Raw genomic sequence first — 15,675 nt, 5'->3', positions numbered from 1 at the left:
CAGGCGCGGAATCGGCGTGATCTGGTGGGCGTGGAGCTGCGTCTGCTGCGTGGCCTCGATCTGCGCGGCCAGCCCGGCGATCGTCGGATCTTCAAAGAGCGCGCATCGGCAGCGACACGCCCAGCGCCTCGTGGATCTCGCGCATCACCTTGACCGCCAGGAGCGAGTGACCGCCCAGCTCAAAAAAATGATCGTCCGTGCTGATCTGATCTCGGCCCAGCGCGCGGCTCCAGATCGCGGCGATCTGCCGCTCGGTTTCGGTGCGCGGCGCGACGAATGGGGTGCTCGGCGCGGCGGCGGCTGGCGACGTGTGCTGGCTACCCAGGCGCTGCGCCAGCCTGGCACGCTGGGCCTCCGAAAGCTGGGCCTTGCGTTTTTCCAGCTCCGCGCGCTGCTTTGAAAGGGGATCGTCGTGCATCACCTGGTCCTTATGCGTATGCAGGGAAGCGCCTGGGGAGTGACCCGATTTGGTCCTGGATGCGGGCACGGGATCGAGGTGCGGATACCATGCCGGGCGGTGCGGTCTGCTGATCATCTCCTGCCAGCCGTGTCCGTTGTTCGATCAGCCGTGCTGTCCGTGCGCCAGCGTGACACGCCGGACGAGCGCCAGTATAGCATGTTTCCGAACATCTGCCCCCGCTCGACGCTGCCGACACCTGACGGCGAGGCTATCGTCAGCAGCCTGTAGCCCACGCCAGCGCGGGCATCGGTCAGCTTGTGCGCCAGTCCAGCCTGCGATGGCTTACGAGCAGAAATAGCCCAACCAGCGCGGTGAGAATCAGAATATCGTACATCAGGCGCGCGCCCCAGTTGCCGCTCAACACCATACGGAACGCATCGGCGACATAGGTGGTGGGCACAAAGATCGCAATCATCTGCAAGAGCCGGGGCATGGCCTCAAGCGGCATCAGCATCGGCGACAAAAAGGTGACAAAGCCGATCAGCGCCTGGGCATAGGCCATCGCGGTCTGTCCCGTACGTGCGTACATGCCCAGCAGCGCGCCGAAGCCGGTCAGCGACAGCGCGCTGAGCGGAACCAGCGGGATCAAGATCAGGCTGCCCTCAGGCCGCAGCCCAAACATCCATATCCCAAACACATAGGAGCTGACGATGCCGGGAACGGCAAAGAGCAGATACACCGAAACCATCGCCAGGATCAGCGCGAGCTTCGGGATCGGCAGCATGGCCCAATAGTCGAACTCGCGGGTTTCGCGCGCCCAGCCGATCTTAACGATCATCATCTGCGTCGGGCCGTAGGCGATCGAGAGCGCCATGTTGCCGCCGAGCAAAAAAACTGCCTGCTGCACCGACATCGCTCCGTTCATCGTTTTGAAGAAAAAGATCAACCCAAGCGGCATGACCGTGCCGAAAAAGGAGTGATAGAACCACGTCGTGCGGTATTCGGTGAGCAGCACGCGCGTCAGGATCAGGTATCGCCACAGGCTGATGGCGAGCGTCCGGCGCGGCGGCGGGTAGGGCGGCGCGGCCAGGGAGTCGTTACTCAAGGCGCTTATCTCCTCCTAGTTCCAGGTACACGTCTTCAAGCGATGGCGTCAGAATGCGAAAATCGTCGAGCTGATCAAGGCCGATCTGGGCCAGCACATGGTCGATCGCGGCGCGGGCGGTATCGCGGTGGCATAAGATCGTGAGGTGCTGCTGCGACAGCGCGCGGCACTCGCCCAGGTGTTGCAGCAGTTCGCGGTAGCCGTTGGGCTCGGATTTGAAGAGCAATTCCAGCCGGACGCGCTGCTCAACCCGCGCTTTGAGCCCGCCGGGCGTGCCCAGGGCCATGAGGCGGCCATGGTTGATGATGCCCACGCGCTGGACGATCCGCTCGGCCTCAAGCACGTTATGGGTGACAAGAATGATCGTCGCGCCGCGCTGATTCTGGTGCAGCAGCTTTTCCCATACCAGCCGCCGAATCTTGGGGTCAAGGTCGTTGGTTGGCTCGTCAAAGATTTGCACGGGCCGATCGCCGACAAAGGCGACCGCCAGCGCGACGAGCCGTTGCTGGCCGCCGGAGAGCGTCCGAATGCGTCGCCTGCGCAGCGGATCGAGGCTCAGCTCCGCCATCAACTCATCGACCTGTTTGCGCGCCGCTGCTCTTGCCATGCCCCGGAGCAGCCCGGTATGAAAGATGGCCTCTTCGGGGTACTGATCCCAAAAGGCCATCGTATGCTGCGGCTGGAGCGATACATAGTCTGCCACGATCTCCGACGACCTGACCACATCCATGCCGAAGAGCAGGATCGATCCGCGATTTGGTCGGATCAGCCCGGCCATCTGATTGACCAGCGTGGATTTTCCGGCACCATTTGGTCCGAGCAGGCCAAAGATCTCGCCTGCGTGAATATCAAGGCTGATCCGATCGTTGGCCGGATGCTGTGCGCCTTTATATGTTTTGGTCAGGTCCGCAATGCGATACACCAATGCCATGACTGATCTCCTGAAGCGCTGGTTGTGCGGCTCTCTTCGGATGCTACCGCTTTGGTCAGGCAGCTGTGGGGTAGCTCAACGTGTCGGACCTGTGGCGAACACAGCGCGGGTAAATGATTATAAACCAACCGGCCTTTGCCGTAAATCCCCACGAGTACCCTCTCATACGGGACAATCTGCGGGCGGTGTACGGCGCGATCTCATGGTATCGTATGGCGCACCCACGAGGATGCCTTCGTCACACGACTTTTGCGGGAGCACTGCGATGTTGAATCTCTACCGGCTCGAACAACGTGTCCAGCAGGCGGTCCAGGAGCGGCGCTATGTCGGCCTGGCGCTGGCGCTGGTGCAGGGCGGCGACATTACCTATGCGCGTGGCTTCGGCACCACCAGCGTCGAAGATGGCGGCATCGCGGTAACGCCCGATACGCTGTTTTGTATCGGCTCGATCAGCAAATCGTTGACCGGCACGCTGGTGATGCGTCTGGTCGAGCAGGGCAAGCTCGATCTGGACGAGCCGGTGATCAGCTACCTGCCGGGCTTTGCCTTCAGCGATCCCAAGCTCGGCCAGGCGGTTACGCTCCGGCATGTCTTGAGCCATAGCACGGGCCTGCCAGCCGCAGGCAAGGACTTTGGCCCGCGCGACCCGGATGCGCTGCGGCGCTTTGTGTGGGACGAGATCCCGCGCTATCAGTTCATCGCGGAGCCGGGCAAGGTCCATCTGTACAACAACACGGTCATCGTCCTGGCGGGGTATCTGGCCGAGGTGGTGACGGGAAGATACTACGATCAGCTAGTGCAGGAGTTGATCTTCGAGCCGCTCCGGATGCGCCGCAGCACCTTCGACCGTACCGTTGCGATGACCTATCCGCTGGCGCTGGCGCATGAAGTCGATGCGCATGGCGTGCTGCGTACCAGGCATCATTTTACCGACAACGTGAGCGGCAATCCGGCGGGCTTTGGCATCAGCTCAACGCTCGATCTTGCCAACTTTGCGATCATGCATCTCAACCAGGGCCGGTTCCAAGATACCGCGCTCCTCACACCCGAGTCGGTCGCCCTGATGCATACGCCCCAGGCAAGCCGCTACCGACTCGGCTATGAGGCGGGGTATGGACTGGGCTTCTACACCGGCCACTACAAGGGTGTGCGGCATGTCACCCACGGCGGCATGCTGGAAAGCTACAACTGTCTGCTGACGCTCTTTCCTCAGCGCGAGCTTGCCGTTATTCTGCAATGCAACTACGAGGACGGCTCCGACATGGGCAGCCTGGTCGGAGCGCTCTACAACGAGCTGCTCGATCTGCCAGCCGCCCGCTTCCAGCCAGCGGCGGTCGCGCCCGACCGATCGGCGTGGCCGCGCTATGTCGGCACGTATCTCAGCGTCCACTCCGGCCTCGCGACGATCGAGATCGTCGACGATCAGCTTATGCTCGAGCTCAACGGCGAGACGATGCCGCTGACCGCCGTGGAGGGCGGCCTGTACCATACCGGCTCGACCTACGTTGGCTTTGTTGCCGAAGCGTCAGGTCCGGTGCAGTACGTGATGATCGATAGCGAGCCGTACCGCCGCTTCGCGCGTGACCACTCGTTCGTGCCGGATGTCGGCGCGTGGGCGGCCTATACCGGCGCGTATGCCGTCTGGGAGATCGACCCGACGCCGATCAAGATTCGCATCGCCGACGATCGGTTGCATATGCAGTGGTGGGGCGATGAGGTGGTCTGCACGCCGCTCACGGCGACCAGCTTTATCAGCCCGCGCGGCCTGATCGAGTTTGAGCCAGCCGAGGACGGTGGACCGCCCGTGCTGGTGACGGCGGGTGGTGCAGCCCGCCGCTATCGCGTATCGTCGGCAACATGACCGGGCATGCTGCATGTTTTTCACCATACGGTACAATCACGATCCGCCCGCAGCGTTTGATGTTCGAGAGCGACAAGGGGGCCGAACGATGGCGAACTCAGACCCGGCGAAGCCGGGACCAAAGAAGCCGGGATCGATCCAGCGCAAAGCGGTGAACATAGCGCAGGCAGAGCTGGTCAAGGTTGCTCCGCTCCTGCCCGGCAGCAGCCTGCCGCTCCTGGTTCAGCCGACGATCGACGGGGTGAATCTGATCGATTGGGCCGCAGCGCATCGCGAGGAGATTCAAGCTCATCTGCTGACGCACGGCGGCCTGCTCTTCCGTGATTTTGCGGTGCCTGAGATCGCGGACTTCGAGCAGTTTGTGAGGGCGACATCGGGAAATTTGCTTGAATATCGCGAGCGCTCATCGCCGCGCAGCCAGGTCAGCGGCAATATTTACATATCCACCGACTACCCCGCCGATCAGCCGATTTTTCTCCACAACGAGAACTCCTACCAGCATACCTGGCCTTTGAAAATCTTTTTCTTCTGTGTCACGGCTGCCGAGCAGGGCGGCGAGACGCCGATCGCCGATGTGCGCAAGGTCTATCAGCGGATCGATCCCGCGATTCGCGCGCGCTTTGCGCGCAAGGGCTGGATGTATGTGCGCAACTTTGGGCAGGGCATCGGCTTGCCCTGGCAGACGGTGTTTCAGACCGAGGATAAGGCTGCGGTCGAGGAGTACTGCCGCCAGCACCAGATCGAGGCAACCTGGCGCGAGGGTGATCGCTTACGGACCCGCGCTATTCGCGAGGCCGTGCTGCGCCATCCGCAGAGCGGCGAGCTGGTCTGGTTCAACCACGCGACGTTTTTCCATGTCACCACGCTCAGCCCGATGGTGCGCGACGCGATGCTGGCGGAGTTTAGCGAAGAAGATCTGCCAGCCAATAGCTACTATGGCGATGGAACTCCGATCGAGCCGGAGGTGGTTGAGGCCCTGCGGGAAGCCTACCATCAGGAAACGGTGTCCTTCCCCTGGCAGCGCGGAGATATTTTGATGCTTGACAATATGCTGGTGGCGCATGGTCGCGCGCCATTTGTGGGATCGCGCAAGGTTGTCGTCGGCATGGCCGAGCCGGTGAGTCGCGACGATGTGCGGGCGAACGACATTCAGGTGACGCCGTAAGGGCGTGATTCATCAATAGAGCGTCTGGGGATTGAACACGTTGCGCAGCGGCTCACCGGCCAGCCAGCGGGCCAGATTGTCGCAGAAAAGATCCACGATCCGCTCATTTTCCCGATCGCTGGTGCCGCCTGAGTGCGGGCTGACCAGCACGTTGGGCAGATCCCAGAGCGGGCTGCTTTGGGGAAGCGGCTCCTCGGCAAACACATCAAGCGCGGCGCCGCCCAGATGCTCCGATCGCAGCGCGGCGATTAATGCGGGCTCGTCCACGAGCGCGCCGCGACCGATATTGATCAACATCGCGCCGCGCGGCAAACGCGCCAGCTCAGCCTCGCCGATCAGCTGCTCGGTCTGCGGCGTGTGCGGCGTGATCAGCACCAGATACTCGGCCTGCGGCAAGAGCTGATGGAGGCTTTCCGGCCCGTACACCTGATCGAGAAACAGCGTCGCCGGATCAACACCGTCGACCGAGCGCTTGATGCCGATCACGTTCATGCGCAGCGCCTGGCCTAGCCGCGCCAGCTCCCGCCCAATCTTGCCCACGCCGACGATCAGCAGCGTGCGGCCTTCGAGATCCGCCACGGAGTATTGGCTCCAATGCTTGCGAGCCTGGTCGCGGAGCGTGCGCAGCAGATCCTTGCTGAACATCAGCATCGCCATCAGGCAGAACTCGGCCAGCGGCTGGGCATGAACACCGCTCGCGGTGGTCAGCACCGTGTTCGGCAGGCGGCTGGGATAGTCCAGCCTTTTGACGAGCTGGCCGATCCCGGCGCTAGTCGCTTGAATCCAGCGCAGCCTGGGCGCAAGCTCCGGCAGATCGTCAAGGTGGGTATGATCGAAATCGAAGAGAATATCCGCCTGGCCCAGCAGATCGCGCCAGCGGCGCTCCTGCTGCGGCGTGCGCTGGATCGGCTGCCCGATATGATCGTTGGGGAAGCGCGGCGGCCTGAGCAGATCAGGCTCGTAGATCACATGCAGCCGCGCATCGACGCCCCGAATGCGCTCGATATGCTCAGGTTCCAGATAGCTGGCGATCAGAATCGTCTGCTGTGCTAACTGATGGTCCATGCTCGTTTCCTGGGTACAGAATTAAAGACCGCTCGATTCTACATCAGATCGGGAATCGTGGGGAAAGGCACCAGCTCTCCGGTCCTGTGTTCTTTAATTCTCGGTCGTTATCGAACTGCAAGGCGGAACGGACCTGCAAGCATGCCTCCATAGAACTTCGGCGGGCTTGGGGATCTTCGTGGTCGGGTGGCTCGGTCAAAACATAAAAATATGGTAAGGTTGCTGTGCAGCACTGTCAAGCATCAGAAGTCCTGCCTGGCGTTCGATGACCTTGGCAGGTGCAGGCAAGCCGGGATGGGCGATTGTGCTAAATTCGGGCCTGGTGCAGAATCAACGTGTCTTTGTGGCTGCGCGGAATCTTAGCCTCGCCGCGATCAGCCGCTATGTCGCTGCGATCCAACCCTGCTTGTCGAAGGGCCTTGCCAATCCGATCGGCTGGTCATAGCTGCGGTAAGCGAAAGAAGCTCTGTCGGGAGGACAGTCCAGATGGCACGGACGTTTGGCGTATATGGCCCGGCTCATCCATTGCTTGGCAACATCTCTGAGCGGTTGTACTTGCCGGTATGGAAAGCCTTTAGCGCGAAGAAGCATTTTTACACCGCCGACAGCGCCTACGCCCACCAGCGTGCCATGCTGATGCATCAGAAGCTCCAGCGCGGCGAGACAGTGTATTTGCTTGGGATCGGCATTCGCACGCATAACACCGGCGCTGCGCTGGTCGAGGTGTCGCGGGAGCGCGGCGTGCGGCTGATCTGTAATAACGAAGAAGAGCGCTACGTCGGCCACAAGCACTGCGATCGGTTCCCGGAGCAGGCGATCGAGGCGCTCAAGGCCCAGATGGCCGAGCGTGGCATCGGCGCCGACGATCTCCATGCCTGCCTCGCCAACTTCGACTTTGTGCAATTTTACTCGCCGCGCGTGATCGTCGAGGAGCTGCCGGGGACGCTGCGCCAGCTTCGCCATCTCGATATTACCCACGCGATCAAAGCTCGGCTGCGCGGGCTGCTGCGAGGCCGCGCCAGCAAGCAGGATACCGCTCCCGCGCCGCAGCCTGAGGCGGCGCAAGTGCCGCTGGGCGAAGGCTATACCCAGGCCGCCGAGCGACTGGGTCGGCAGCTCGGCCTCCAGAGGCCGTTTCCGATCATCGGCATGCGCCACCACGGCAACCACGCCTACTTCTCCTACGCCGTCTCGCCCTTCGCCAACAGCGACGAGCCGGTGCTGATCACGGTGATCGACGGCAGCGGCGAAGATAACTCGATCTCGCTGTATGTCGCGCGGCAGGGCCATCTCACGCTGATCCGCGACAACAAAAGCCAGTACGACTCGCTGGGCCTGCTGTATAGCTTTATCAGCTCGACGCAGGGCGGCTGGACCCAGCTCAGCAGCGAAGGGCGCTACATGGGCGCGGCGGCCTGGGGCAACACCGATCGCCTGACCAATCCATACTATCGCCAGTTGCGGCAGCTTATGTACTTCGGCAACGATGGGCAGGTCTATCTCAATCGCGCGCTGGCTAACTGGCATCACGATCACGCCGAGCCGTACACCGCCGCGCTGACCGAGATCCTCGGCCCGGCGATCCCGCCCGATCAGATGTGGAATCCAGATGCCGTGCTCAACGTCGAGGATATTCAGCACGCCGAGATTACCCGCGAGCGCGTGGACAAGGCGGCGGCAATGCATCTCTTGTTCGAGGACGTGCTCTTTCATATCGTCGAGTACCTGATCCGCACGATCGGAAGCAGCAAGCTGGTGCTGACCGGCGGCACTGCGCTGAATTGTCTTGCCAACATGCGTCTGCTTGAGCATTTCGATGAGGCCTACTACGAGCGCTACGTTGGTCGGAAGGGGACGCGGCTGCATCTGTGGGTGCCGCCCACGCCCGGCGATGCCGGAACGCCCATGGGTGCGGCCTATCACTTCGCGCTGGCGTATGGCGCTCCGCTTGGCGAGCCGCTGCGCCATGCGTTCTACTGCGGGAGCGCGCCCACGACGGCTGAGATCGAGGCGGCTATCAATGCCGCCGACGATATGGCCTATCTGCCGCTGGGCAACGTCACCGACGCCGGGCGCCGGGACACGATCGCGGACCTGATGGCCTATATTGTCGCGCTCTCCGGCAGTTGCTCCGCCAGCCAGGGCAGGTAGGTCGTCATCGGCAGATCGAGATCAAGCTGTCCACGCTCGACCAGCCGCATAATCGCCGTGGCCGTGAGCGGCTTGGTCGTCGATCCGATCCGAAACAAGGTCTGTGGTGTCACCGGAGCAGCGCCATCCTCGCTGCTGGTAACGCCGAAGCCGTTGGCGTAAAGAACCTCTCGATCGTTGAAGATTGCCAGCGCGAGGCCGGGAACCTTGCCCGCCTGCATCTGCGCTTGAAGATCATGCTCTAGCTTGGATGAATCGATCACGTGCTCTCCCTTGTAGATAGTCGATATTCGGAACACGTCGGTAGGGGCTGCATACGTCCCAGGGTGTGGGCAGCGCGTCCCTACGATTCGATCGCGCTTTGATCATGACGCGGGCGTCTCGTCCTGAGCTGCGCCGGATTCCTGATCGATGCTTGCCAGGTCTTCTGGCTCCATCGTCAGCAAAAGCTGCTCTTCCACGACGGTCGCCAGTTGCGCGACGGTTCTCGATTCAAAAAAGGTGCGCAGGTTGATGTCGATGCCGAACTCCTCGTAGATGCGGTAGATGACCCTGGTTGCCATGAGCGAGTGACCGCCGAGCGCGAAGAAGTCGGTGTCGATCCCGACTTGCTCGACGTTCAGCACGTCGGCCCAGATCGCGGCGATGATCTGCTCGGTTTCGGTTTCGGGTGCCCGGTACGCCGCCCTGACTGTAAGCTGCGACGCCAGCGCTCGAAGCTGCGTGTTGTCGACTTTGCCGCTATCGAGCCGTGGCAGCCGCTCGACCAGCACCGTGCGCGACGGCACGAAATAGTGCGGTAGGCGCTGAAGCAGCAGATCCGTGATCTCGCTCTCGCTGTAGTCCGAGCCGCCGACAAAGAGACACAGGCTTTCCTCGCCGATCGCGTTGTGGTAGGCTGCGACGGCAACCTCTTTGATCCGTGGATCGCCGCTGAGCACGCGCTCGATCTCGGCGGGATTGATCCGCACGCCGCGCACTTTGACCAGCGTGCTGCTCCGACCGCCAAACACGATCTCGCCTTCCGGCGTCCAGCTCGCCACATCGCCCGTGCGGTACAGGCGCTCGCCCTCGCCGAACGGATCGGGCACGAACCGCTCTGCCGTGAGCGCGGCATCGCGCCAGTAGCCGCGCGCCAGCCCTCGGCCTCCGACGTAGATTTCTCCGGCTACGCCAATCGGCTGTGGCTGCAAGTCGGCATTCAGAATCGAGATCCGGGTATTGTCGATCGGTCGGCCAATCGTCACCGGCTGCTCAAGGTGGCACCCGCCCGCCGCCACATCGATCGTGCATTCCGTGGGACCGTAGTGGTTATACAGCCGGTAGCCTTTGCCAAGGATCGTCGCCTTCAGCTCATCGCTCAGGCTGTCGCCGCCGGCGATCACTGTTTCGAGGCTCGGAATTTTCTCGCGGCTCGCCAGCAAATCCTCAATGACCGTCGGCGTCGCGTTGAGCTGCCCAATCGCCTGCTGCTCGATCCGCTCTGCAAGCGCCTCAGGAGCGGCTAGCTCGGAGGAGCTAGCCAGGTGGACCTGCCCGCCCGCTGCCAGCGCTCCGATCAACTGCTCAAGGCTCGGATCGAAGGTCAGCGGCGTGAGCTGCAACAGCCGCGTGTGCGCGCCAAGCCGATATGCCTCGCGGAACCATTGGAGCACGTTGCTCAGGCTGCCGTGGCTGATCGACACGCCCTTGAAGGTGCCGGTTGTGCCTGAGGTGTACATAATGTAAGCCAGGCTGTGCTGATCCAGCGGCGCGCAAACAGCATCCGCGCTTTCTTCGGTGTAGAGGTACTCCAGATCGTCGGCCAGCACCACCGGGCGAGGAGCCTGCGCCGATCGTGCGTGCTCCGCCAGCGTTTTAAACGACAGCTTTTCGAGCACATCCTGCCCGACGACAAGATAGTCAGGATCGCAATCCTCGATCAGCGCCAGCAGCCGCTCGGCGGGAAGTTCGGGCGCGACCGGCACGTAGACGGCTCCGGCCTTCCAGGCGCCCAGCACGCATACCGGCACATCCAGCGATTTCGGCATGATCAGCATCACACGCGCCTCGGGCTGCACGTCCGCCGCAGCCAGCATCCGCGCGAACTGGTTCGACTGCCCTTCAAGCTCGGCGTAGCTAAGCTGCTGCTCGCGCCAGACCACCGCCGGACGCTCGCCGGAGTGCAGCGCATGATCGCGGATCTGCTCGACGATCTGCGCGGGCGCTGCTCGCTGGCTGCCGCGACCACATGCTCGGAGGCGTTCGATCTCGTCGGGTGCAAGCAGCGCAATATCCTTGAGCGGCAGGTTGGGATCGGCAAAGCCAGCCGATAAAAACCGGATCAGATGCTCGCCAAGCTGCGCCAGAACCGGCTCCGCGATCACGCCGGTCTTGGAGCGGATGCGCAGGAACCAGCCGCGCTCGTCGTCGCTGAGGATCACCTGGAGCTTGAACAGGTCGAACTCCTCCGAGATGGGGCTGAGCTTGTCGTACAGCGCGCCAACATCGAAGATCGGCTCGTAGTTGCCGTAGTTGGCGATGAATTTTTGATACAGCTCACGATCAGTTTCCTCCAACGACATCAAGAGCGGCACCACGTTCGCGCCGGTCGATCTCGAAGTGTACCGTATCTGGATCTTTGTGTCGCCGGAGTAGCGCGGATCGGCGGCATCCTGAGGCTGAGGCGCTGGTCAGCGCGTGCAGAAACGGGATTGACGCGCTGCCCACTCTTAGGTAAGATTCCGCGCAAACGTCTCAATAGTGTTAATGAATAGGGCAGCGTGGCCCGACTTCTGTGGCGATGGTACGCCACACGAACGCCATCCTGCGCCGGATCGTGCGGAGAAACGCTTGCAGGTACATTCGCCTGCACAAGACTGGACAGACGAAAGGGACGGACATGGCACATCGCTCAACGCTGAGACACATGCTGCTGGTGAGTGCGCTTCTGACGGCACTCATCGTCTCAACGACGTCGGCGTTCGCTTCGGCAGGATTGAAGACGGGTCCGCGCCTGAGCTTCGATCCGAACACCCAGTTCTATACCCCGAAGCCGAATCACGACGCGGTCGCGCAAGTTGCGGAGCTGACGTCGCAGGGTCGCAGGGCCGACGCGGAGCGTATCCGCGCGATGATCAGCACGCCTACGGCGGTCTGGGTGACGAGCGGCTCCGCCAAGCAGGCGGAGCAGCAGGTCCGCCAGATCACCTACCAGGCCGCCGGCAAGCAGGCGATCCCGGTCCTGGTGCTCTACAACATCCCATTCCGTGACTGTGCCCAGTACTCCGCTGGTGGCGCGACCTCGGTTGCGGAGTACACAGCCTGGATCGACGGCGTCGCGCGCGGCATCGAGGGCCGTGAGGCGATCATTATCCTTGAGCCCGACGGCCTCGGAATCATTCCGTGGTACACCACGATCGATGGCGTGCGGGAGTGGTGCCAGCCAGCCGAGGCCGACTCGCAGACCGCCGCAGCCGATCGCTTCGCGATGCTGAACTACGCGGTGGACGTGCTCGGCGCGCTGCCCAACACGCATGTCTATCTGGACGCCACCCACAGCGGGTGGTTGAATGTCGGGGACATCACGGACCGGCTGCTGAAGGCTGGCGTGCAGGACGCCGACGGCTTCTTCCTCAATGTGTCCAACTACCAGTGGACGGAGAATCTGGTCGCGTACGGCACGTGGATCTCCTCCTGCATCGCCTACGTCACGCAGGTGAACCCGACCGGCTTCGGTGCGTGCGGCAACCAGTACTGGAGCGGTGGTCCGGCCAATAACTGGCAGGGTGTGGCGCTCGACCCGGCCCTGATCTGGAGCGATGACGCTGATTCACCGTACGCCAACACCGCTGGCATCAGCTCGCGCTACGACCTGATCCTCGGCGGTGTCGAGCCGACCACGCACTTTGTCATCGATACCAGCCGCAACGGTCAGGGGCCGTGGACGCCGACACAGTCCTTCCCGGACCCGCAGACGTGGTGCAATCCTCCGGATCGTGGGCTGGGGATTCGTCCGACGGCAGCTACCGATCATCCGCTCGTGGACGCCTATCTGTGGATCAAGGTGCCGGGCGAGTCGGATGGTCGGTGCAGCCGTGGCCTGGGGAGCGGCGACGTAGTAGACCCGGTCTGGGGCCGGGTAGACCCGGACGCGGGGGCATGGTTCCCGGAGCAGGCGCTTGAGCTGGCGCAACTCGCCAGCCCTCCGCTCCGGTAGCAGCCCTTCAATCCTTGGGCTATACCCACGTTACCAGAAGATGCTCAAGGCCCCGCCGCGTGAATGATGGTCGATAGCGCAGCCCGTGGTCGGGCGCGAGTCGCATGCCGGGCAGCCGGGCCGAATTGAGCAAGCCGACAGCTAGCATGACGGCTCATCAAGTTATCGAAGCCGCCTGGTAGATGATGACCGGGCGGCTTCGTGCTGGGACATACCGTGAAGCAGGATGGACACGATGCCGGGTGGAACAGAGCGGTATGCTCGACGGCAGCCTGATGCTAGTTCTTCACCTCGAAGCGTCGGATCGCGGACCAGATGCCGGGCGTGCCAGCGGAATCATTGGCGCGCACCCGCCACCACATGCGTCGGCTGGGAAGCGTGCTGGTAGTGAACTGCGAGGCCGTCGTGCTCTGGCTCACAACCTGCGGTGAGGAGAACAACTGGTCATCGTCGATCTGGATAGTATAGCTCGCGGCACCGCTCACATCGGCCCAGTCGAAGGTGATCGCCTGGCCGGGCGAGAAGCGGGCGTCGTTTGCGGGGCTGACGAGGCTTGGCGCAGGCAGCGGGCCTGTCGGCGTCGGCGTCGGCTGTAGATCGGGATTCACCGTCAGTGTAGCCGATTTTGTCACGCCAGCGCCGGAAACCGAGATGGTGACGACGGTCGACTCGGTGACGGCGCTCGTGAAGATATTGAAGCTGCCGCGCGTCGTACCGGCGGGAATCATGACGCTGGTGTTGATCCTGGTGATTGCCGGGTGGCTGCTGGTGATCGGCAGGAGCAGATCCGTGGGCGGAGGCGACGCGACGGTGACAAGCCCTGAGGAGCTGCCGCCTGTTCCAATCGTCACGGTCGGGTCCAGCGTCAGCGACGTAGGCGGCTGCTGTGGCGTCAACGTGACCCGCGACTGGACGCTGCCGCCGTTGTAGCTCGCGGTGATCGTGACCGGGGTATTCGTCGTGACGGCGCTGGTGGGAATGAGGACCGATGCCGAGGGGCTGCCCGATGGGATGATTACCTCGGCGGGCGGTCGGGCGGCGGGCGAGTCGCTTGTGAGGCGCACCACGGCTCCGTTTGGTGGAGCCGTGCCATGCAGCATAATGATTGCGTCTACCGGCGTGCCGCCGGTGGTCGTGCTGGGCGTCGAGATCGACTTCAAGGATGCTGGGAGCAGAGTGAGCTGGACGGAGGCGGAGGCGCCGTTGAGCGTCGCGGTAAGCGTGACTGGCGTCGGCGACGTTACCGGCCTGGTGTCCATCATGAACTGCGTCCAGGCCGTGTTGCCCGGCATCGCGATCGTCGCTGGCACAGGTGCCACATTCGGATTTGAGCTAGTCATGCTAATCGTCGCACCGCCCGAAGGAGCCGCCGTCGTTAGCTGCACCGCAACCCAGGTGGAATCGCCGCCATACAGCGGGTCGTTGGTCAGCGTCACCGAAACAGGCGTCGGAGGGGCGGCGCTCACCGTGAATGTGCCGGTAGCCGACCACGCAGTGACGGCGGAGGTGGTGGGCGAGGCGGCTCCGTGGTGTGAGCGCACCCGCCAGAACTTGGTCCCCGACGTGAGCGACAATACCGTTCGGGACGGACCATTGAGCTGCGGAATGTGCTCCTCGATCGTCGCGAACCGGGAGTCTTTGGCGATCTCCACCTCGTATCCGCTGGGCTGCGGATTGAGCACGTGGGTCCATGTGAGCGTGACTGGCAGCGTAAGCGTCGTGCCATTCGCTGGCGCGACAGGTGACGGCGGCGGCGGGACCGGGTTATTGTAGAAGACGGAGAAGGTGATCACGTTCGAGGGCGCGCTGGCGATGCCGTCCGCATTCACGGCGAAGACGCGCGCGTAGTAGTTGCCTTCGTCGGCGATGGCGAATCCATAGCTGTTGGTCGGGATGTTATCAATCTGAATCCGCGTAGCCACCGGAAAGTTCGGGTCTGTCGAGGCATGGAGGACGTAGGTCGCGGCGTTCTGAACGGCGCTCCAATTGAACGAGATGGATTCCCACGGGTGAAAGGTCGAGTACCCCACGGTCGGGCCGAGGCTGGGCGTGCCCGGCGCATTGGGTCCTACTCCGGTAACGTTGAAGCTCCGCGCCTGGGACCACGCTCCCTGGACGAACGCGCCGTTCACGGCCTGAACACGCCAGAAATACGTGCCATTCGCGAGGCCGCTCACGGTATCCTGAGTCTCGCCGCTGGTAGAGTCGCTGAGGATCACTGTCGTGAAGTTCGACGAGGGGCTGACCTCCCAGTTGTAGGCGACGATTCCGCTGGGGTCGCTGACGGCGGACCAGGCGATAGTGACCGGCAGGAGGACGTTTGCGCCGTGCGTCGGCGAGAGAGGCGTCGGGGCAGGTGGCACGGCGGCAGCGGGGCGAGCACCGAAGACCACGGCCAGGACAAGAATAGACAGCAGTGTGCGGGCAAAACGAAGCGTCATGATGTACTCCTGTTTCAAAAAAACTCGTCAGGCCGTGTGGCCTCACGCCGCGATCTCACACCCACGGATTCGGGATGCCAGGCATGGACTCGCTATCCGGAGTGTTGAACTTTGTAAAACCTGCTTCTAGCAGATACTACGATGTGACAATGACCTTTGATCTATGGGAGTTCCGCGATTGCAGCGGCGGCACCATAGCTCAGGTATCGGGGCAACCGGCACGTTCACTGCTACCGATCGGCAGCGCTTACATGGTCATCGAAGGCGTGAATCGGCTCATTTTTGCATTGAGATCAGCAGCGTAGACCGCAATGAGCCATCCCGCTGAATCGCGTTCTCGCAGATACAGCGGAATGGC

At 62.7% G+C, this 15,675-nt stretch carries 12 protein-coding genes; 4 read left to right on the top strand and 8 right to left on the bottom strand.

From position 1 onward, the window contains the following. Positions 1-91: 91 nt before the first annotated feature. The 3 genes from VFZ66_18080 to VFZ66_18070 form a co-directional block, all read right to left on the bottom strand. On the bottom strand, positions 92-418 hold the full coding sequence (locus VFZ66_18080; GenBank protein HEX6291099.1) for a phosphopantetheine-binding protein: 327 nt from the start codon (positions 416-418) through the stop codon (positions 92-94). 292 nt (positions 419-710) lie between these two features. Continuing rightward, positions 711-1,505 carry an ABC transporter permease gene (locus tag VFZ66_18075; GenBank protein HEX6291098.1) on the bottom strand — a complete coding sequence of 265 codons (795 nt, stop codon included), beginning with the start codon at positions 1,503-1,505 and terminating at the stop codon, positions 711-713. After that, the gene (locus VFZ66_18070) at positions 1,498-2,436 is read right to left on the bottom strand and encodes an ABC transporter ATP-binding protein (GenBank protein HEX6291097.1); all 939 of its coding nucleotides are present in this window, start codon (positions 2,434-2,436) and stop codon (positions 1,498-1,500) included. Before VFZ66_18070 ends, VFZ66_18075 begins: the two co-directional genes overlap by 8 nt. Positions 2,437-2,701: 265 nt before the next feature. Here VFZ66_18070 and VFZ66_18065 point away from each other — a divergent pair, with 265 nt between their 5' ends. Together VFZ66_18065 and VFZ66_18060 are read left to right on the top strand one after the other, a co-directional pair. Then, positions 2,702-4,297: a serine hydrolase domain-containing protein gene (locus VFZ66_18065; protein HEX6291096.1), complete on the top strand. Its 1,596-nt coding sequence runs from the start codon at positions 2,702-2,704 to the stop codon at positions 4,295-4,297. An 88-nt stretch (positions 4,298-4,385) separates the two neighbouring features. After that, a complete protein-coding gene (locus tag VFZ66_18060) occupies positions 4,386-5,462 on the top strand; it encodes a TauD/TfdA family dioxygenase (GenBank protein ID HEX6291095.1) in 1,077 nt (358 codons plus the stop codon). 12 nt (positions 5,463-5,474) lie between these two features. On the opposite strand, the gene VFZ66_18055 is transcribed toward VFZ66_18060, so the two are convergent. Continuing rightward, a complete protein-coding gene (locus VFZ66_18055; GenBank protein HEX6291094.1) occupies positions 5,475-6,527 on the bottom strand; it encodes a D-2-hydroxyacid dehydrogenase in 1,053 nt (350 codons plus the stop codon). A gap of 486 nt (positions 6,528-7,013) precedes the next feature. Between VFZ66_18055 and VFZ66_18050 the strand changes: the two genes are divergently transcribed. Continuing rightward, a complete protein-coding gene (locus tag VFZ66_18050) occupies positions 7,014-8,678 on the top strand; it encodes a carbamoyltransferase N-terminal domain-containing protein (GenBank protein ID HEX6291093.1) in 1,665 nt (554 codons plus the stop codon). Here VFZ66_18050 and VFZ66_18045 read toward each other — a convergent pair. Continuing rightward, positions 8,630-8,941 carry a serine hydrolase domain-containing protein gene (locus tag VFZ66_18045; protein HEX6291092.1) on the bottom strand — a complete coding sequence of 104 codons (312 nt, stop codon included), beginning with the start codon at positions 8,939-8,941 and terminating at the stop codon, positions 8,630-8,632. The two genes, VFZ66_18050 and VFZ66_18045, sit on opposite strands and share 49 nt — an antisense overlap. Before the next feature lie 102 nt (positions 8,942-9,043). After that, on the bottom strand, positions 9,044-11,242 hold the full coding sequence (locus tag VFZ66_18040; GenBank protein HEX6291091.1) for a non-ribosomal peptide synthetase: 2,199 nt from the start codon (positions 11,240-11,242) through the stop codon (positions 9,044-9,046). Between the two features lie 317 nt (positions 11,243-11,559). On the opposite strand from VFZ66_18040, the gene VFZ66_18035 reads away from it, so the two are divergent. After that, positions 11,560-12,876, top strand: coding sequence for a glycoside hydrolase family 6 protein (locus VFZ66_18035; GenBank protein HEX6291090.1), 1,317 nt, complete (start codon positions 11,560-11,562; stop codon positions 12,874-12,876). A gap of 19 nt (positions 12,877-12,895) precedes the next feature. Here VFZ66_18035 and VFZ66_18030 read toward each other — a convergent pair whose 3' ends face one another. Further along, positions 12,896-13,024 carry a hypothetical protein gene (locus VFZ66_18030; protein ID HEX6291089.1) on the bottom strand — a complete coding sequence of 43 codons (129 nt, stop codon included), beginning with the start codon at positions 13,022-13,024 and terminating at the stop codon, positions 12,896-12,898. 130 nt (positions 13,025-13,154) lie between these two features. Next, the gene (locus VFZ66_18025) at positions 13,155-15,317 is read right to left on the bottom strand and encodes a hypothetical protein (GenBank protein ID HEX6291088.1); all 2,163 of its coding nucleotides are present in this window, start codon (positions 15,315-15,317) and stop codon (positions 13,155-13,157) included. Positions 15,318-15,675: the final 358 nt, after the last annotated feature.

This window comes from Herpetosiphonaceae bacterium (genome assembly GCA_036374795.1).
Classification (GTDB): domain Bacteria; phylum Chloroflexota; class Chloroflexia; order Chloroflexales; family Kallotenuaceae; genus LB3-1.
The sequence above is the reverse complement of the archived record's forward strand: the minus strand, read 5'-3'. Positions and strand labels throughout refer to the sequence as shown.